Annotated in this window: 19 protein-coding genes and 1 pseudogene; 16 read left to right on the top strand and 4 right to left on the bottom strand. The window is 70.6% G+C overall.

The features are described 5' to 3' along the window. Positions 1 to 16: 16 nt before the first annotated feature. Positions 17 to 238 (bottom strand): annotated as a pseudogene (locus tag QQM72_RS05095) (response regulator transcription factor); the annotation flags it as partial. A 110-nt stretch (positions 239 to 348) separates the two neighbouring features. Here QQM72_RS05095 and QQM72_RS05090 point away from each other — a divergent pair. After that, the gene (locus tag QQM72_RS05090) at positions 349 to 720 is read left to right on the top strand and encodes a hypothetical protein (RefSeq protein ID WP_314219550.1); all 372 of its coding nucleotides are present in this window, start codon (positions 349 to 351) and stop codon (positions 718 to 720) included. 31 nt (positions 721 to 751) lie between these two features. On the opposite strand, the gene mug is transcribed toward QQM72_RS05090, so the two are convergent. From mug to QQM72_RS05075, 3 genes are all read right to left on the bottom strand, one after another. Further along, positions 752 to 1297 carry a G/U mismatch-specific DNA glycosylase gene (gene mug / locus QQM72_RS05085; RefSeq protein ID WP_314219653.1) on the bottom strand — a complete coding sequence of 182 codons (546 nt, stop codon included), beginning with the start codon at positions 1295 to 1297 and terminating at the stop codon, positions 752 to 754. Next, positions 1294 to 2736: an adenylosuccinate lyase gene (gene purB, locus QQM72_RS05080; RefSeq protein WP_314219549.1), complete on the bottom strand. Its 1443-nt coding sequence runs from the start codon at positions 2734 to 2736 to the stop codon at positions 1294 to 1296. Before purB ends, mug begins: the two co-directional genes overlap by 4 nt. 446 nt (positions 2737 to 3182) lie before the next feature. Beyond that, a complete protein-coding gene (locus QQM72_RS05075) occupies positions 3183 to 3962 on the bottom strand; it encodes a TetR/AcrR family transcriptional regulator (protein ID WP_314219548.1) in 780 nt (259 codons plus the stop codon). Between the two features lie 144 nt (positions 3963 to 4106). Between QQM72_RS05075 and QQM72_RS05070 the strand changes: the two genes are divergently transcribed. The 15 genes from QQM72_RS05070 to QQM72_RS05000 all read left to right on the top strand — a co-directional run bounded on the left by QQM72_RS05070 (position 4107) and on the right by QQM72_RS05000 (position 18262). After that, complete coding sequence (locus QQM72_RS05070) at positions 4107 to 5576, top strand: MFS transporter (protein WP_314219547.1); 1470 nt, start codon at positions 4107 to 4109, stop codon at positions 5574 to 5576. Positions 5577 to 5649: 73 nt separating this feature from the next. Next, on the top strand, positions 5650 to 5859 hold the full coding sequence (locus QQM72_RS05065) for a hypothetical protein (protein ID WP_314219546.1): 210 nt from the start codon (positions 5650 to 5652) through the stop codon (positions 5857 to 5859). A gap of 113 nt (positions 5860 to 5972) precedes the next feature. Beyond that, entirely contained in the window at positions 5973 to 8141 is a 2169-nt protein-coding gene (locus QQM72_RS05060; protein ID WP_314219545.1) for a YcaO-like family protein, read from the top strand. A 10-nt stretch (positions 8142 to 8151) separates the two neighbouring features. After that, positions 8152 to 9408 carry an MDR family MFS transporter gene (locus QQM72_RS05055; protein WP_314219544.1) on the top strand — a complete coding sequence of 419 codons (1257 nt, stop codon included), beginning with the start codon at positions 8152 to 8154 and terminating at the stop codon, positions 9406 to 9408. After that, complete coding sequence (locus tag QQM72_RS05050; protein ID WP_314219543.1) at positions 9401 to 9973, top strand: GNAT family N-acetyltransferase; 573 nt, start codon at positions 9401 to 9403, stop codon at positions 9971 to 9973. Before QQM72_RS05055 ends, QQM72_RS05050 begins: the two co-directional genes overlap by 8 nt. Positions 9974 to 10186: 213 nt before the next feature. After that, positions 10187 to 11785 (top strand): (2,3-dihydroxybenzoyl)adenylate synthase, encoded by a 1599-nt coding sequence (locus tag QQM72_RS05045; RefSeq protein ID WP_314219542.1) that lies wholly within the window; start codon positions 10187 to 10189, stop codon positions 11783 to 11785. 36 nt (positions 11786 to 11821) lie between these two features. Next, on the top strand, positions 11822 to 12427 hold the full coding sequence (locus QQM72_RS05040; protein ID WP_314219541.1) for a response regulator transcription factor: 606 nt from the start codon (positions 11822 to 11824) through the stop codon (positions 12425 to 12427). 223 nt (positions 12428 to 12650) lie between these two features. Further along, positions 12651 to 13595, top strand: a complete 945-nt coding sequence (locus QQM72_RS05035; RefSeq protein ID WP_314219540.1) for a hypothetical protein — start codon at positions 12651 to 12653, stop codon at positions 13593 to 13595. Between the two features lie 41 nt (positions 13596 to 13636). Further along, on the top strand, positions 13637 to 14515 hold the full coding sequence (locus QQM72_RS05030; protein ID WP_314219539.1) for a diiron oxygenase: 879 nt from the start codon (positions 13637 to 13639) through the stop codon (positions 14513 to 14515). Beyond that, a complete protein-coding gene (locus tag QQM72_RS05025) occupies positions 14512 to 14757 on the top strand; it encodes an acyl carrier protein (protein WP_314219538.1) in 246 nt (81 codons plus the stop codon). Before QQM72_RS05030 ends, QQM72_RS05025 begins: the two co-directional genes overlap by 4 nt. Then, entirely contained in the window at positions 14754 to 15581 is an 828-nt protein-coding gene (locus QQM72_RS05020; RefSeq protein ID WP_314219537.1) for a class-II aminoacyl-tRNA synthetase family protein, read from the top strand. The genes QQM72_RS05025 and QQM72_RS05020 overlap by 4 nt, the downstream gene beginning before the upstream one ends. Then, on the top strand, positions 15581 to 16585 hold the full coding sequence (locus QQM72_RS05015) for an NAD(P)H-dependent flavin oxidoreductase (RefSeq protein WP_314219536.1): 1005 nt from the start codon (positions 15581 to 15583) through the stop codon (positions 16583 to 16585). The genes QQM72_RS05020 and QQM72_RS05015 overlap by 1 nt, the downstream gene beginning before the upstream one ends. After that, the gene (locus QQM72_RS05010; RefSeq protein ID WP_314219535.1) at positions 16572 to 17438 is read left to right on the top strand and encodes an alpha/beta fold hydrolase; all 867 of its coding nucleotides are present in this window, start codon (positions 16572 to 16574) and stop codon (positions 17436 to 17438) included. Before QQM72_RS05015 ends, QQM72_RS05010 begins: the two co-directional genes overlap by 14 nt. Beyond that, positions 17431 to 17685: a phosphopantetheine-binding protein gene (locus QQM72_RS05005; RefSeq protein ID WP_314219534.1), complete on the top strand. Its 255-nt coding sequence runs from the start codon at positions 17431 to 17433 to the stop codon at positions 17683 to 17685. Before QQM72_RS05010 ends, QQM72_RS05005 begins: the two co-directional genes overlap by 8 nt. Before the next feature lie 10 nt (positions 17686 to 17695). Next, positions 17696 to 18262, top strand: coding sequence for a 4'-phosphopantetheinyl transferase superfamily protein (locus QQM72_RS05000; RefSeq protein WP_314219533.1), 567 nt, complete (start codon positions 17696 to 17698; stop codon positions 18260 to 18262). Positions 18263 to 18285 lie beyond the last annotated feature (23 nt).

Here is an 18285-nt window from a genome sequence, read left to right as displayed (position 1 = left end):
CACGGGACGTGCCCGAGACCGACCGCAGCACCGCGCGCGGGGCTTCGATACCGTCCACCAGCGGCATCCGGACGTCCGTCGCGACCACGTCCGGCCGCAGTTGCCGCACCGGCGGGATCACCGCGGCCCCGCCGGTCGCCTCCCCGACGACCTCGATGCCGGACCGCGCCTCCAGCACGGCGCGCGGCCCCGCCCGCACCAGGGGTTCATCGTCGACGAGGAGCTCGGTGACCGGCATCCGGCCAGCGTAGATCAGCGCAGGGGCAGCTCCGCCCGCACCCTCCCGTCCCCTCGTCCGGCCGGCTGACGGGCCGCCAGTTGTCAGTGGTGGCGGGTTTACTGGAACTCATGGACATCGACAGGTACCTCGGGCCCGGTCACGGTACGACGGCCTTGGTGACCAGTCACGGCCTCGCGGTCGCGGACACCGCGGTGCGTCGCGCGGAGGTGGAGCGGTTCCACGAGGAGAGGGAGCACCTGGCCGGGAAACTGACGGTGAGATGGGGAGATCCGTACCACGTCGGGCTGCACACGCTCCGGCTGCGGACCGGGACCGAGGAGATACCCGAGCCCTGGGCCGAGCTGAGCCTGCGGGTGCGGGACGTCTACCTCTGGCGGGCGGAGGAGCACGGCCGCTGGGTGGCCCTGGGCGTCGCCGACCTCGACCCGTGCGACGAGATACAGCTCCTCCTGGTCGTCACCGTGACCGACCCGCCCTGAGGCCCCGGCACGACGTCCCGGCACCAGGCCCTCAGTCCTCCGCCGCCACCCGCAGCCGCGCGAACTCCTCGGCCATCGTCGCCGTCGTCCAGTGCGCGTTCAGCCCGCTGGGATTCGGCAGCACCCACACGCGGGTGTCCCCGATGACCCGCTCCTGCGGGCCCACCGCCGCCTTGCGGTCGTCGAAGGCCGCCCGGTACGCGGTCACGCCCACCACCGCCAGCCAGCTGGGCTCCAGCCGGGTCACCTTCTCCGCCAGCAGCCGCCCGCCGTCCCGGTACTCCCGCGCCGTCAGCTCGTCGGCCCGCGCGGTCGCCCTCGCCACCACGTTCGTGATGCCGAGACCGTAGGACGGCAACTCCTTCTGCTCGGAGGGCTTCAGCAGCCTCGGGGTGAAGCCGGACAGGTGGAGCACCGGCCAGAAGCGGTTGCCCGGGCGGGCGAAGTGGTGACCGGTCGCCGCCGTCATCAGGCCCGGGTTGATGCCGCAGAACAGCACGCGCAGGCCGCCCGCGACGACGTCCGGTACGAGACGGTCGCGGGCGGCCTCCAGCTCCGCCTGGGTGAAGCGCGTCAGAGGATCGCTCCAGGGGTGTAACCGGCCGCCTCCGGACGCTGCTTCACGATCTCCTCGACCCGGCCGACGACCGTGGCCACCTGGGCCGCCGCGGCACCCGTGAAGGACAGCTTGTCGGCCATCAGCGCGTCCAGCTGGGCCCGGTCGAGCGGAAGCCGCTCGTCGGCGGCCAGCTTGTCCAGCAGTTCGTTGCGCTCCGCACCCCGCTCGCGCATCGCCAGCGCCGAGGCGACGGCGTTCTCCTTGATCGCCTCGTGCGCGACCTCACGGCCGACGCCCGCGCGGACCGCGCCCATCAGCACCTTGGTGGTGGCGAGGAACGGCAGGTAGCGGTCCAGCTCCCGGGCGACGACCGCCGGGAAGGCGCCGAACTCGTCGAGCACCGTCAGGAACGTCTCCAGCAGTCCGTCGAGCGCGAAGAACGCGTCCGGCAGTGCGACCCGGCGCACCACCGAGCAGGACACGTCGCCCTCGTTCCACTGGTCGCCCGCCAGCTCGCCGGTCATCGACGCGTAGCCGCGCAGGATGACCATCAGGCCGTTCACGCGCTCGCACGAGCGGGTGTTCATCTTGTGCGGCATCGCCGAGGAGCCGACCTGGCCGGGCTTGAAGCCCTCGGTCACCAGCTCGTGCCCGGCCATCAGCCGGATCGTCTTGGCCAGCGAGGAGGGGGCCGCCGCGAGCTGCACCAGCGCGGTGACGACCTCGTAGTCCAGCGACCGCGGGTAGACCTGGCCGACGGACGTGAACGCCTGCGAGAAGCCCAGGTGACCGGCGATCCGGTCCTCCAGCTCGCTGAGCTTGGCGGCGTCGCCCCCGAGCAGGTCGAGCATGTCCTGGGCGGTGCCGACCGGGCCCTTGATGCCGCGCAGCGGGTAACGCCCGAGGAGCTCCTCGACGCGGCCGTACGCGACGAGCAGCTCGTCGGCGGCGGTCGCGAACCGCTTGCCGAGGGTCGTGGCCTGCGCGGCGACGTTGTGGGAGCGCCCGGCCATGACGAGCTCGCCGTACTCGCCGGCCAGCTTGGCCAGGCGTGCCAGCACGGCCACCGTGCGGTCGCGGACGAGCTCCAGCGAGAGCCGGATCTGGAGCTGCTCGACGTTCTCCGTCAGGTCGCGGGACGTCATGCCCTTGTGGACCTGCTCGTGGCCGGCGAGGTCGTTGAACTCCTCGATCCGGGCCTTCACGTCGTGCCGGGTGACCTTCTCGCGCTCGGCGATGGAGGCCAGGTCGACGGTGTCGAGGACACGCTCGTAGTCGGAGATCGCCGCGTCCGGCACCTCGATCCCGAGGTCCTTCTGAGCCTTCAGCACGGCGAGCCAGAGCTGACGCTCCAGCTTCACCTTGTGCTCGGGCGACCAGAGCGTGGCGAGCTCGGCGGAGGCGTAGCGTCCGGCGAGCACGTTGGGGATACGGGGCTTGGCGGGAGCGGAAGTCACGTGTACGGATTCTACTGGCGATTCGTGCAGGCCAGCGCCACGGGCCCGTTCGGCGGAACCTACGAGACCGGCGTCACCCCGCCGTGCCGGGCGGGGCCGCCCCGGCTCCGGCCGCAGGCCAGTCACCGCCCCGAAGGGCCTCCCGCACTGGTCGCGCCGGCGACGAGGCCGTCAACACCGAGCCGCTGTGTGCCACCACCGCTGGAACGAGGTCACCGCGGCCGCATGACCACGCACTGCAGTCGCGGTGACAGTAACGCCTTCCTTCCAAGGTCGCCGCGGCCCGAGCGGGCCGCGGGCCGGCTGCGCGAAAACCGGTGCTCTCTCATCTCGGCCCCTCGCCGACGGCTCGAACCTGTCCGCCATCGCGACCGTGCGAGGCATCGACGCGTGGATCACCGTGACATGCGCGGGCGCCACCCCTCAAGGGGAAACCTGCCGGTCGGTCACGACCCTGACCGACGCCCGCCGCCACGTGGTGAGGGGGCCGGCCCCGTTACTGCCCGTGCACCCTCGGCGGGACCTGGCCGATCGGCTCGCAGGTGCGGGGCGCCGGACTGTGCGAGCAGTCCGTCGACGAGCGCACGCAGTCCCTGGGAGTAGGTGTCCCGCGCGGCCAGGGCGGCCCATTGGCCGCCGATGGCGGCCAGGTACGGCACTTGGTAGGCGTCCAGGTGGTCGAAGGAGGTCTCGCGGGTGAGGGCGCGCTGGTCGTCGGCCTGACGGCCGACGGAGTGGGCGCGGACGAGGATCTCGCCGACGGTGTAGTACCAGATGCTGCGGAAGACCTCGACGGCCCGCGCGGGCGTGCAGCCGTGGTCACCGGCCCCGGACACCATGGCCTCGACCATCCACAGCGCCGACTCGTCCAGGAGGCCGACGAACCCGTCGACGGTGAGGATCTCCGCCGCCCACGGCCAGGCCGCGAGGGCGTCGTGCATCGCGGTGGCGGCGGCCACGATGCGCTCCCGCGGGTCACCGGGCAGCGAGGGGCGTTCGATCTGGTCGATGTAGTGGTTCAGCAGGAGGACCAGCAGGTCCTCCTTGTTCTGGAAGTGGTGGTACAGGGTCGTCGCCCCGATGCCCAGCTCCGCGGCCAGCCGGCGGATGGTCAGTTTCTCCCAGCCGTCGCGGTCGATGAGCAGACGGGCCGCCGTCAGGATCTGCGTGCGGGAGGTCACCGGCGGCCGGCCGGTGCGGCCGTGCGGAGCGGGCGGTCGGGGCATCGCCCCATCATGCCGTGCCGCCGTCTCGCCGCGCGAAACCGGTGTGGGGCCGGGTGTGGAGTTCACGGCGGGGGCTCCTCGGTGCTACTTTCGGAACGTGTTCCGAAAGTAGCACCGACGATCTCGCCGAGGACGGAATCCACGATGACGAATGAGACGGAACAGAGGGAAAGTACGGGTGCCGGGCCGGGTCTCACGCTCGCCGCGGTGGCCGTAGTGCAGTTCATGGTGTCGCTGGACCTGTCGGTCGTGAACGTCGGACTCCCGGAGATCGCCGCCGGTCTCGGCTTCAGCGCGGTGGGTCTGACCTGGGTGATCCACGCCTACGCCCTCACCTTCGGCGGACTGCTGCTGCTGGGCGGCAAAGCCGCCGACCGGTACGGCCGCAAACGGGTCCTGCTGTTCGGGCTCGGCCTGTTCGGGCTGGCCTCGCTCGTCGGCGGCTTCGCCCAGGACCCGGGCCAGCTCGTCGCCGCACGGGCCGCGCAGGGCATCGGGGCCGCCGCGCTGGCCCCGGCCGCGCTGGCACTGCTGACCGCGACGTTCCCCACCGGCAGGCCCCGCGTCCGGGCCTTCGGCGTCTGGAGCGCGATGAACGCCGCAGGAGGCGCCCTCGGCGTCCTGGCCGGCGGCCTGCTCACCGAGTACGCCGGCTGGCGCTGGGTGATGTTCGTGAACGTACCCATGGCCCTGGTGGCGCTGGCCCTGGCCTGGCGCGGCATCGTCGACGGCGGGCCCGTCTCTCGGGGTGGCCGTCCCGACGTGCTCGGCGCCGTCCTGGCCACCGGTGGCCTGGGCCTGCTGGTCTTCGGCGTCGTCCGCACCGACCATGACGCGTGGACCTCGCCGGTCACCCTGACGACGCTCGCGGTCGCCGTTGCCCTGCTGGTCGCGTTCGTCCAGGTCGAGCGCACCACCACCCGTGAACCGCTGGTGCGGCTCGGCCTGTTCGCCAACCGCTCGGTCGCCGGCGCGAACGGCTACAACCTGCTGGTCGGCGCGGCCATGGCCTCGGCTTTCTACTTCATGTCCCTCTACCTCCAGCGGGTCCTCGGCACGGGCGCCGCGATGACCGGGCTGATGTTCCTGCCGTTCGCCCTCGGCGTGGTCGTCGGCTCCGTACTGGCCATCAAGCTCGGCTACCGGATCGCTCCCCGCACCCTTCTGGTCGGCGGTGGCCTCCTCACCGCGGCCGGGTTCGCCTGGTTCGGCCTGATCAGTGCCGACGGCGCGTTCGCCAGTGACGTCCTCGGGCCCTCCATCGTCGCCAGCGTCGGCTTCGGCCTCTGTCTCGGACCGGTCGTCTCCACCGCCACCGCCGGCGTCGCGCCCCACGAGGCCGGCACCGCCTCGGGCCTGCTCAACAGCTCGCGCCAGATCGGGGCCTCCCTCGGTCTCGCCGCCCTGGGCACCGCGGCCGGACACCGCACCGGGGGCACCGTCAGCCCCGCGGCCCTCAATGACGGATACGCCCTCGGCCTGAACCTCAGCGCCGCGCTCCTGGTCGTCGCCGCGCTCATCGCCTTCACCGTCCTGCGCCGGGGCGGCGCACCGGTGGACGCGCCCGCGACCACCACGGCCACGCCGAGTCGTGCCGAGACGGCCTCGGGCTGATTCGGGCCGTATACCGGAGGGGCCGTACACCATAATCGCGGCCGAGGGAGCCTGAATAGCCCGTGAATTACCCATGGAGATCCATGAGCAATTCATCTGGGTCGCGGTGTCGAAAGCCAGTAACGTTTTCCGGGTCACTGGCAGCGAAGTGGGAGGTATTTCCATGATTTCGACCGTCAAGACCGACGTGATCTGCGCCGTGGTTCACAACCGAGCCGTCGTGCACAACCGTGCGGTGGTCCACAACCGGGCCGTCGTTCACAACCGCTCGGTCGCCAAGTGAAGCTGACCTGCTGAGGGTCGGACCGCCACGGTCCCGGGTCTCGTCCCGGGACCGTGGCATTTCACACGGCCGCGGAATTTCGTGCAAGGAAATTCATTCGAACGGGGGCTGATATGCCGGCGGACGACGCCCTGCTGGAACTAGAGGACGTGGAGATCTACGACCTTGAACAGGACCTGTGTTTCCTCATCACCCCGAACGGCGGGCAGTTCTACATTTCCGCCCCCACTCCCGAGTTCCGCGCCTGGGCGGCCCGCTGCGACGGAACCAGGCCCCGCGCCGAACTGCTGGCCCACATGGCCCCCGAATACGCCGAAGTCATCGACGTCCTGCGGCGCGACGGCTGCCTGCGCCCGGCGCGGCCCACGCACGACGCCGAGCGAGCGGCGCGGGTGGCCCGAACGACGGTCCTCCTCACCGGCTCGCCGGAACTCACCGCCCCGATCACCCACGCACTGAGCACCACCGGGTACGCGCGCGTCGGGCCGGCCCCCGAGGACCTGTCCGGTGTCGGTGTCCGCGACACCGTGCTCGTGGCCGCCTTCGCCCACCCCGCCCACCCCGAGCTGGCCCACATCGACGATCTGTGTGCCGGACTCGGCCTGCGCTGGCTGCCGTTGCGCCGTGAACGCGGCCGGGCGGTCCTCGGCCCGGCGATCACCCCCGGTGCCACGGCGGACTTCGCCGACGTGCTGGACCGCCGGCTCGCTGCGGCACACGACCCCCGGGTCGTCGAGGCCATGCGGGCCGCACCGGAAGCCGGCAGCCCCCGGCTCCGCGCGTGCGACGCCCGCTGGATATCCGCGCAGCTCGGCACGGAACTGGAACGCTGGATCACGGGCGAGGCCGCCGCGGGCGAGATCGAACTCGATCCGCGCGAGCTGAGCCGGCTCTCGCGCACCGTGCTGCCGATGCCCACCAGGCCGCGGCCCGTGGCGCGCGGCGACGCCGCGGCGGACCTCCTCGTCGACGACCAGGTGGGCGTGGTCACCGCCGTCCAGGAACTGGCCCCGCGGCCGGGCATGCCGGAGCGGCTTCGGGTGTGCGCGGTGGACGTCGCCGACATGCGCCGCGTCGCGGACTGGCCCAACGACCGGCAGGCGTTCGGCACCTCCTGGTCCGAGTTCGACACCGCCCGCCGCAGCGCCGTGGGTGAGGCGGTGGAACGCTACTGCGGCAGCCGCCTGCCGCAGGCCCGGCTCCGGTACGGCAGCCACACCCGGCTGCGCAGGGACGGCGTACCGGCCCTCGATCCGCGCCGGCTGCATCTGTACTCCGAGCGGCAGTACCGCACCGAGGGCTTCCCCTTCGCGCCGCTGACCGCGGACGCCGAGTGCGCCTGGGTGGAGGGCCGTTCGTGGACGACCGGCGAGCCGGTGTGGGTGCCCGCCTTTCTGGTCGCCCACGGGCAGCACGACCCGGTCGCCTACTCCGACCCGCTGGTGGCCGGAGTGGCCTGCGGGGTGAGCGAGGAGCACGCCATCACCTCGGGACTGGAGGAGGTGATCGAGCGCGACACCACCATGCTGTGGTGGGCCAACGCCGCCCGCCTTCCCCGGCTGCCGGTGCCCGACCGGATACGCGAGCTGGTTGCCGACAGCCTGGATGCCTACGACATCACCCTGATACCGCTGGACAACGAGTTCGAGGTCCCGGTGATCGCCGCGGCCGTGCTCGACCGGGCCACCCGATGGCTGACCATCGGCTTCGCCACCCGGCCCAGCGCGCAGGAGGCGGCGGAGAAGGCGCTCGCCGAGGGATTCACCCTGCATCACACCTGCCACTACCTCGACGACGAGAAAGCGCCGGCGGATGGCCGGGCGGACCTGCCGCACCTGGGCAACCTCAAGCCGCACCGCGCCGACCGGCTCTATCTCGACTCCTACCGCGCGGACTTCACCGATGTCCGGGACCTGCTGTGCCAGCAGCAGATCCACCTCGACCCGCGGGCGGGCGAGCGGGTCGCGCCCTGGGTCCTGGGCCTGTCCACCCGCTCCTGGGACGGGCTGCCCGCACTCGAGGGACGGCACCTGGCGGCGTACCGCGAACGGGTCGAGGCCCGCGGCTTCGAGGTGATCAGCGTCGATCTGACGACCTGTGACGTCGAAGCGGCCGGGCTCCGGGCCGCCCACACGATCGTGCCCGGCCTCGTGTCGAACTTCCCGGCCGGGATGCCGATGTGGGGCGACGGCCGGATCAGCCGGGCGGGTGTACAACTCGGCTGGCGGACAGAGCCGTTGACCGAGGAAGGGTTCAACGTCTTCCCGTTGCCCCACGCGTGAGGGACACCCCATGACTGTCATCGACACACTCGGCCTGCCGAACACCCGAGGGCGCGGCCCGCTCATCGTCGCTCAGGTCGTAGACGCCCTGGGCACCGGCCTGTTCCTCCCGTTCGCCGTCGTGTACTTCCACGCCGCCAAGGGGATCTCCCTGACCACGGTCGGCGTGATGCTGTCGGTCGCCGCGCTGCTCTCGCTGCCCGCCGGACCGCTGGCGGGCCCGATGGTCGACCGGGTCGGTCCGCGGCGGGTGGTGATCGCGAGCAACCTGATCCGCGTACTGACCTTCACCGGCTATGTGTTCACCGACGTGCCCTGGCAGCTCGTCGTGCTGGTCACGGTCACCCTGTGGGGCGAGAGCCAGTTCCGGCCCGCGGCCGCCGCGCTGGTGGCGCAGGTGGCCGACGGCGGGCAGCGGGCGCGCTGGTACGCGATGGAGCGGGCACTGCGCAACGTCGGGATCGGCGTCGGCGGGCTGCTGGGCAGCGCGCTGGTCGGCTGGGGCGGGACCTCGGGCTACACCGCCGTGGTGGTGCTCAACGCGGTGTCGTTCCTCGCGGCGGCCGGCTTGGTCGCGGCCTGGCGCCGTCCCGCCGTCCCGGACCCCTCCGGCGCCCACCTCTGCGGCGCCGACCCGGCGCCTCGGCGCGGCGGGTACCGGGAAGTGCTCGCCGACCGTGCCTTCCGCGGCGTGCTGGTCACCGTCTGCGTGTTCGCGCTGTGCGACCTCGCGCTGACCGTGCTGCTGAGTGCCTATGTCATCGAGGCGCGTGGACTGCCCGCGTGGCAGCCCGGGACGCTGTTCGCGATCAACACCGTCCTGGTGGTGCTGGGGCAGACCGCGGTGGCCAGGGCGGTCGAGCGGTACCGCAGGCCCAGGGTGCTCCAGGCGGCGGCCGTCCTGTGGACGGTGTCCTTCGCCCTGTTCGCGGTGGTGCCCGGGGAGCACACCGGAATCGCGTTCGGCGCTCTCGCCCTGGGGATGGTCGTCTTCACCGCCGCGGAACTGCTCCAGGCGCCGACCAGCAGCGCGCTGACCGTGGCGATGGCCGCCGAGCGGGTGCGGGGTCGCTACCTGGGGCTGGAGGAGCTGATGTGGGGCCTGGCCCGGGTGCTGGCGCCGACCCTGTTCACCTGGCTGCTGGCGAGGGGACCGGGCCTGCCTTGGCTCGCGCTCGGCCTCTGCTGTCTCGCCGCGGTCGCGGTGCTGCACCGGCTCGGCCGCGTGCTGTCGGCCCACGTCCAGCGGGAGACCGTCGATGACTGAACGCGCGTCCGGGGTCCGCCGCCCCGAGGAGTTCCGCGACGTCTACCACCGGGTCTACCGGGAGCCGCCGTACCATGAGGACGCGTCGGCCGCCGACAGCTTCGCCGGGCAACTGGCCGAGCACGCGGCGCTGCCCGGCTTCACCGTGACCACCGTGCGCGACGGCGACGCCCTCGGCGGCTTCGCCTACGGAGTGCGCCGCGAGGAGGGCTGGTGGCACCCTCGGGCCGCCGCGCCCGGGCCGCGCCGGCTGCGCGGGCCGCTGTTCTACGTCTATGAGCTGGCGGTCGTACGGGAGTTGAGGGGCCGTGGGCACGGGCGCGAGCTGCTGGAGCTGCTGCTGGCCGACCGCACCGAGCCCTACGCCGTGCTCGCCGCGTCGAACAGGGCGCCGGCACGGGAGCTGTACGGGCGGTGGGGCTGGGTGAAGGCCGGCGAACTCACCGGGCCGCCGGACGGCGTGGACCTCCTCGCCCGCCCCCTCGCGCCCGCACCGACTTCGAGAGGAGCGCCGCTGCTCGACCGGGCGGGAGCGCCGGTCGCAGACCTGGACCACTACTCCTGAAGAGCGCGTCCAGAAACTAGCCAGGTTCAGCGTGCGAGGCTGCTCAGCCGTAGGTCCTTGCGATCATCGAGGACAGATGGAGGCGCGGCGATATGCGTGGCGAGGAGCACCTGGGCGAGGCCGGGGTCCTTGGCATCTCGCGGTACGGGAGACCAGGACGGCACGGCCACCGGGCCCTGAAGGGCATCGCGGTGCCGGGAGCCGGGGCGAACGATGCTTGAGGGCTGTGTACCGTGGCCCGAACCGTTCGCCGAGGACTACCGGGCCCGGGGGTACTGGAACGACGAGATCCTCGGCAGCCTTCCCATGTCCCTGCCGGGCGCCCAGGACAGGCCGGCGGTCGTCACCGGCACCCGCACCCTGACCTATGGCGACCTGGACCGGGCCGCCGACCGGCTCGCCTCCGGACTGAGTGGCCTCGGCCTCGGCGCCGCCGACCGTGTCGTCGTCCAACTGCCCAACGACGTCGAGCTGGTGGTGCTGTGCCTCGCTCTCCTCCGGCTGAGGGCGTTGCCGGTGTTCGCGTACCCCGCGCACCGGACCGCGGAGATCGTCCATCTCGTGAACAGCTCGGAAGCGGTTGCGTACGTCTGCTCGGACGAGGTGCCCGACTGCGACTACCGGACCATCGCCAAGGACGTGCTGGCCGGCACCGACAGCCTTCGGCACGTGCTGGTGGCCGGCGACCCGGGACCCTTCGCGGCGCTCTCGGAGGTGGACGGCGAGCCGCTGGACCTTCCGGCGCCGGACGCCCGGGACGTGGCGCTGTTCCTGCTCTCCGGGGGCACCTCCGGGCCGCCGAAGCTCATCCCCCGCACCCACGCCGACTACGCGTACCAACTGCGCCAGAGTTCACGACTGTGCGGCTTCGGGGCCGGCACCCGCTATCTGTGCGCACTGCCCATGGGACACAACTTCGCCCTGGCCTGTCCCGGAGTGCTGGGCGCGCTGCGCCTGGGCGGCACCGCGGTGCTGGCCTCCTCGCCGGCCCCCGAACTGTGCTTCCCCCTCATCGAGAGCGCCGGGGTGACGGTCACCTCGCTCTCGCCGCCCCTGGTGTCGCTGTGGCTCGACGCCGCCGAGCGGACCGCACACGACATCGGGTCCCTCGAACTCCTTCAGGTCGGCGAGGCCCGGCTCGGTCCGGTGACGGCGAGCAAGGTGCCCGGACGGCTCGGCCGCGTCCTGCAGCAGGTGTACGGGATGGCGGAGGGCCTGCTCAACTACACGCGTCTGGACGACCCGGAAAGCGTGGCCCTGCACACGCAGGGCCGCCCGCTGGCGGCGGCGGACGAGGTACGGGTCGTCCGGGACGACGGCCAGGAGGCGGCACCGGGTGAGGAGGGCGAGCTGTTCACCCGTGGCCCGTACACGGTGCGCGGCTACTACCGGGCCGGGGAGGGCGACCGGACTCAGTTCACCCCCGAAGGATTCTTCCGCACCGGTGACGTGGTCCGGCGGACGACCGCGGGCTACTTCGAGGTCGTGGGACGGACCAACGACGTGGTCAACCGGGGTGGTGAGAAGGTGCCGGCCCGGGAGGTCGAGGAGCATCTGCTCGCCGATCCCCGCATTGCTTCCGCAGCGGTCATCGGGCTGCCGCATCCGGACCTGGGCGAGCAGACCTGTGTGTGCGTGGTGCCACAGGACGTGGCGGAGCCCCCGACCCTGCGTGAGGTGCGGGCCGGGCTCACGGACCGCGGCATCGCGCCGTACAAACTGCCGGATCGGCTGGTGATGCTCGGACGGATGCCTCTGACGGCTGTCGGGAAAATCGACAAGAGAGCGCTCAGGGATCATCTCCGAGACTGATCCGGAGTTGTCCGTGAAGGAGAAATGGAGGTTCGCGTGGGCATCGATGTGATGGTTTTCGATGATCTGCAGCTGTCTCGAGTTGCGCTCACGGCATTACTGGACCAGCGCCCGGAGATCCGAGTCGCAGGTTCGGTGGACAGTAAACTCGCCGCGCTGGAGTTCGCCGAGCTGCATCGGCCGGACGTCGTGATCATCAGCTTCGAGGGCAGGGACAGGGAAACGGTCGACATTGCCGAGAAGATTGCCATTCTTCCGGAGTGCCGGACCCTGCTGGTCGCCACCGCGTGTATCCGCTCGGTCGTCCGCAGAGCCTTCGCCGGCGGAATCGACGGAATGTTGCGGCGCGGTGCCCCGCCCCGCCGCTTTTTCGAGGCCATCCATCTGGTGCACCAAGGTGAGCGGGCCTTCGACGCCGAGCTGACGGTCGCTGCTGTGGCCAACGGGGACTGTCCGCTGACCGTGCGGCAACTGTCCGTGCTGGAGCATCTCGACCACGGCGACACGATGGAGGAGATCGCCGGGCGACTGTGTCTGTCGGAGGGGACCGTGCGCAACTACATTTCGTCGATGGTGGCGAAGATAGGCGCACGCAACCGTATTGACGCGCTGCGCATTGCCCGCGATCTCCAGTGGATCTGAAAGGTGCGCATCTCTCCTCCGGGGACGGGCGAACCCCGCTGCCCGGCCTGTCAGGCATTGCTTTTCCATTCGGCACCGTGCAAAACGCACGGTGACGAATGTGAAGTGAATCTGTCGCGGTGCGATTGCTGGCTGCTAGCGTCGATACCGCTGGTTGGAATCCAGCCAGCGTATTGGACGTTCGGGGAGGTTGGTCGTGCCGCACCAAGCCACCGTCACAGGTGTGTCCTGGAAGAAAGTCGCGGATTCCGTCGAATTTATTCCGGCCGAGTATTCCAGCAGGACCCAGCCGGAATCCGTTGCGCGGGAAATGCTCGGCTGTGACTCCGCGGACATCGATATTCTGGTCGACGCGGGTCTGCCGTTCGAGGACCGCTCCGAGGGGCGTCACTTCGACGCCAACGACCTCTACAACCTCGGCATGTACTCGAACAAGGCGACAACGCAGCCGGAGCTGGCCTTCCGCATGCTGTTCCGGTTCGCGGGCCGGCCGGTCGACGATCTCCTGCGGGAGAGGTCCTGGGAGTTCCGGGTCCGGATGGACTGCGTCGACTGCGCCGGGGTCGCGCCCTGGCGCCTGGAGGAACCGGATGTCGTCCGGTTCGGCGGACGTACCGCCGATGTGACGCCACCGGCGCCCGGCTCGGGCTCCGCGGAGTACGCGGCGACGGTCACCACGACCGGGGCGCGCACCCCGCTGGTCTCGCCGGTGCTGCGGCAGCTCGTCCATGACTATCTGGACGCCGGCTACCGGTGGCAGATGATCCCCGTGCCCATGCAGACCGATCACCGGTCGGTGCACGCGCTCGGCGCCACCAGCTGTATCGCGGCGAGCCTGTTCCTGGCCGAGCGTTTCCGTGCCGCCGGGTTCCTGGCGGAGGCGAAGCGCGGCTGGTTCTGCGGCGTGCTCGGCGGGGCCCTCGATCTGCCGCACGCCTGTGTCGAGGTCGAGGACGAGGACGGTGCGCTCAGGACCGTCGACATCGCCAAGGCACAGCTGGCCGCGCGGCTGCCGGGGAACACCGAGGCATTCCGGGAACTGTGCCTCGGCTCGATCTACAACAAGGTGATCCCTTCCACCGCGTTCGGCAATGCGGCCCTCGCCCGTCACGAATGCGGCTCGGGACTGCCGGTCCAGGTACGCGCGGACATTCGTGCGGTGCGTTAGATCCGACACTTCGGCCACTGCGTAGGGAAAGACGAGTGAAAATGGCGTTACGTGAAATCGAGCCGGTCGTCCTCGAACTGGACCGGCTGGAGCACCTGGCCGAATCCGGCTACTACAACCCGTACACGATGTTCGACTGGCCCGACGCCATCGAGCCCGACCTGCCGTGGATGAGCGAGAGCCTCACCACGCTGGCCGGCACCCCGATGTGGGACGAGCTGACCCGCGAACAGCAGATCGCGCTGACCAGGTTCGAAGCGATCAACTTCTTCAGCCTCAACATCCACGGCATCCGCGAGCTGATGAGCGAAGTCGTGATGCGCATCCACGAGCGGGCCTATGCCGATGTCTCGGAGTTCCTTCACCACTTCATCGGTGAGGAGAACGAGCACATGTGGTTCTTCGCGCAGTTCTGCCTGCGCTACGGCGGCAAGCTCTACCCGGGTCAGCCGACGCTGAAGGCGGACTCGGTCGAGCACCTCTCCCCGGTGGCCCGCGAACTGATCGTGTTCGCGCGCATCCTGATCTTCGAGGAGATCGTCGACTACTACAACGCGCACATGGCGACCGATCAGACGCTGCCGCCCATCGCCCGTGAGATCAACAGGGTGCACCACCAGGACGAGAGTCGGCACGTCGCGTTCGGACGGATGATCTTCACCAGTCTGCTCGGCCAGGTGGCCAGGCGCGACCGGGACGAGGTGCCGGTGGTCGCCGGGTACCTGGAGAACTACCTCCAGTACAGCATCGGCACCCTCTACAACCCGGCGGCCTACCGCGACGCGGGCATCCCCGACGCGCTGGCCCTGCGGCGGCGCGCGCTGCACCACCCGGCCCGCGTGAAGGCGCACGACGAGGTGCTCAAGCGGACGAGAAGGTTCCTTTCCAAGGCGGGCGTCGGCAGGGAAGTCGTCAAATGACCGATCCGACACAGACGGTCCGGGAGTTCATCCTGGGACGCAACCCCGACCTCGGCCAGGTCCCCGACGACCTGGATCTCATCGACAGCCGAGCCATCAACTCGCTGGCCTTCGTCGAATTCATCTTCCTCCTGGAGGAGTTGACCGGCGAGGCCGTCGATCCGGAAGACGTGGACCTGGACGACTTCCGCACCGTCAAGGCGATCGAAGCGCGATTTTTCCAGCAGAAGGCAGCGCGATGACCACAGTGACCGACAACGGCTTGAGCATCCTCGACGGTGGCCAACTGCGTCTGCTGCGAGCCGTCGACACCGTTTTCCGGCGCTTCGCCGACGGCTGGGACGCCCCGGAGTTCCGGTTCCCGTTCCTGATGCGGTGCGCGGACCTCGACCGGTTCGACTACTACGACAACTTCCCGCACCTGGGCCTCACCGCCACCCGGCTCGACCCGGAACGCGTCGCCCCCCTCCTGGCCGGGGCGTCCCGCCCGCTGGACCGCGTCCCCACCGACGTGATGGAGCCGAGCGGCTTCGCCCTGCCGTCGGCGGCCTGCTACGCGATCTACGTCGACCTGGCCGGCACGACGCTTCCCGCCGGTGGGACCACACGGACCACCGTAGGCACCTGTTTCCGCAACGAGAACCACTACGACGGCCTCCAGCGGCTGCTCGGCTTCTCCATGCGGGAGATCGTCCGCATCGGACCCGAGGACGAGGCGAAGAACCACGTCCTGCGCGCCAAGGACGCCGTGCTCGCCCTGTGCGCCGAACTCGGCCTGGATGTCGGGCTGGAGGTCGCCACCGACCCGTTCTTCGACAAGAACAGCGGCAAGGCGAAGATGCAGCGGCTGTTCCCGGTGAAGGAGGAGTTCGTCGTGGACGGCCTGGCCATCGGCTCGGTCAACTACCACCGGAACTTCTTCGGCGAGCGGTGCGCCATCCAGGCAGGCGGTGACACAGTGCACACCAGTTGCCTGGCCTTCGGCCTGGAGCGATGGGTGCACACCCTGACCCAGCGGTTCGGCAGCACCGCCGCTGCGGTGTCCGCAGTCGAGAGCCTGGGCTGATGCGTCCGACACTGGCGGACGTGCTCGGCGTCGACGTGAGCCTGCTCCAGTCGGGGATGGGCGGTGTCGCGGGGACGGAACTCGCGTGCGCGGTGTCCAACGCCGGTGCGGCGGGCTGCGTCGGCGGCTACAAGCTGGCTGGTGGTGCGCTGTCGGCCATGCTCGCCCGGCTGACCGAGGGAACGGACCGGCCGGTCGGGGTGAACCTCATCCCCGAGGTGGTCGGGCCGGACGAACTCCGCCGTCAGGTGGCCCAGGTGCTCGACGAGACACCGGTCCACGTCCACGTGTCCTTCTTCGGCATGCCCGAGGACGCGGTGCTCACGCGCGTCGCCGCGGCGGGCCGGGCCCTGGTGGTCCAGGTCGGGTCCGTCACCGACGGCGTACACGCGGCCGAGCGGGGTGCCGTGGTGGTGGCGCAGGGCGTCGAGGCGGGCGGTCACCTCCTCGGCACGGCGCGGCGCGGCGAGCTGGTCGCCGCACTGCGCGCACAACTGCCCGACGCCTGCCTTGTCGCTTCGGGCGGGATCGGTTCGCCCGCCGAGGCCGGCCGGGCCCTCGCCGCCGGCGCCGACGGCGTACTGCTGGGAACCGCTTTCGTCGTCGCGCGCGAGTCGAGGGCCCACTCTCACTTCAAGGCGGCGGTCACCGCCGCCGACGAGAGCGACACCGTGATCACGGATGTCTACGAGATCGGCTGGCCGGGCCGGCGGCACCGCGTGCTGGCGACAGCCGCGACCGCCGACCCGGAGCAGCCCAGGAAGTTCATCGGCCGCACGGTGGTCGAAGGAAAGCCGTACCTGGTGCCGCGGTTCGGTGCCGCGGTGCCGACCGATGCGACCACCGGCCGGATCGAGGAGATGGCGATGTACTGCGGGCTGTCCTGCGGCGCTGTTTCCGAGGAGGTTTCCGCCGCCGATGTCGTCGCCGAATTCGCACACATCCTGCCCGGCACCGAGGCCGCCAGGAACGAGAAAAGGGTGGAAAGCCATGTCAGTCGGTGAAGAGCAGGAGCAGCAGGATCTGTCGTACCGCGAGGACGCGCCGCGCGCCCGCACCAGGGACGGCGTGGAGCTGTACTACGAGTCCAGCGGTGACGGCACCGCCATCACCTTCCTCAACAACTTCTTCCTGACCAGTCCCTTCTGGCGGGAGTACACCGCGGACCTCGCCCAGAGCCACCGCGTCGTGACCTACGACATGGCCAACCACGGCGCGTCCTCGCGACTTCCCGAGGAGCCGACGTGGGAGGAGCACGCGGCCGATGTGATCGGTCTGCTCGACGCCCTGGAGATCGAGTCGACCTATCTGGTCGGCACGTCGGCCTCCACCCAGCTCGCCAGAGACGTGGCGCTGGCGCACCCGGACCGGGTCAGGGGACTGGTGCTGGCGGGCCCGGTCTTCGGCCTCCGGGGCATGCGGCGCCATCGGCAGCTGAACCGGTCCTGGCTGCTGACGCTGAGCACCGAGGGCCTCGCCGCCCTGTACAACCAGATCTACCCCGAGGTGATCAGCGGGGAGATGAACGAGGAGGGCGGCACACCGGGCTTCCTCGGGCTGCGGGAGAGCTTCATGGCGATGAACACCGTCGAGGACCTGACCAACGGCCTGACCCTCGTCCAGCAGGGCGACACCAGCTCCGAGCTGCTGTCCCGGATCGACGCGCCGACGTTGGTCGTCCTCGGTGACGACGACATCCTGCTGAGCCCGGGACGTGGCCACGACCTGGCCGCGCTGTTCCCGAACGGCCGCTGCGAGATCATGCCGAACGCCGGTCATGTGCCCTACCTCGACGACCCCGAGGGCTTCCAGGCGATCATCCGCAAGTTCACGGAAGAAGCGGAATCGCATGTCTGACACGGCGGTCGACGTCCGGCAGCGCATCCGCGGCCTCCTGGTCGAGCTGTCCGGCAGCGACCGTTTCGTCGACGGGGTGCCGGACGACGTGTCGCTCCGCGAGGCGGGGGTGTCCTCCACCGCGCTGGTCAGTCTGCTGGTGGCGATGGAGGACACGTTCGGCTTCGAGTGGGACGACGGGGTCCGGCCGGAGGTGCTGCGCTCGATCGGCTCACTGGCCGGCCACGTCGTGGCGCTGCGCAACTGAGGGGCGCACGGTGGCCGTCGAGCTGGAAGTCCCCGCGGGGATCAACGCGCACATGTCGATGGAGATCCACCCGGTGCCGTGGCCCCACGGACGGGCCCAGCAGTTCGAGGCGGGTCGCCTCGCGGCCGCCGCGGCGCTGGCCGCGGCCGGGTCGGCCGATCGGGTCGTCCCCCGTGATCCCGACGGCCGGCCGCGCTTCCCGCCGGGATTTCCCGGCTCGATCTCGCACACCGAACACCTCGCGGTGACGGTGGTGGTGCCCGGTGCCGAGGCGGTCGGGGTCGACATCGAGAACGCGGTCGTGACGGAGCGCATGGCCAGGTTCGTCTTCAGCGAGCGGGAGCGGCGCACCCTGCTCGCACCGGTCGGGGCGTACCTCCCGGGTGAGCTGTTCGCCGCCAAGGAAGCGGCTTTCAAGGCTCTGAACGGGCTCGGCGCACTGGGTGACTTCGCGTTCTGGCGGATCGGACTGAGCCGGTCCGGCGGCGTGTTGACCGCCTCGTACCGCAAGGAATCGCTACCGGTGTGGGTCCGCTCGCAGGCCGATCTCTCGCTCGCCGTGGCGATACGGCGTTGAACTCAACATTTCGCCTCGAATGG

This window comes from Streptomyces zaehneri, assembly GCF_032248645.1.
GTDB lineage: Bacteria > Actinomycetota > Actinomycetes > Streptomycetales > Streptomycetaceae > Streptomyces > Streptomyces coriariae.
The sequence above is the reverse complement of the archived record's forward strand: the minus strand, read 5'-3'. Positions and strand labels throughout refer to the sequence as shown.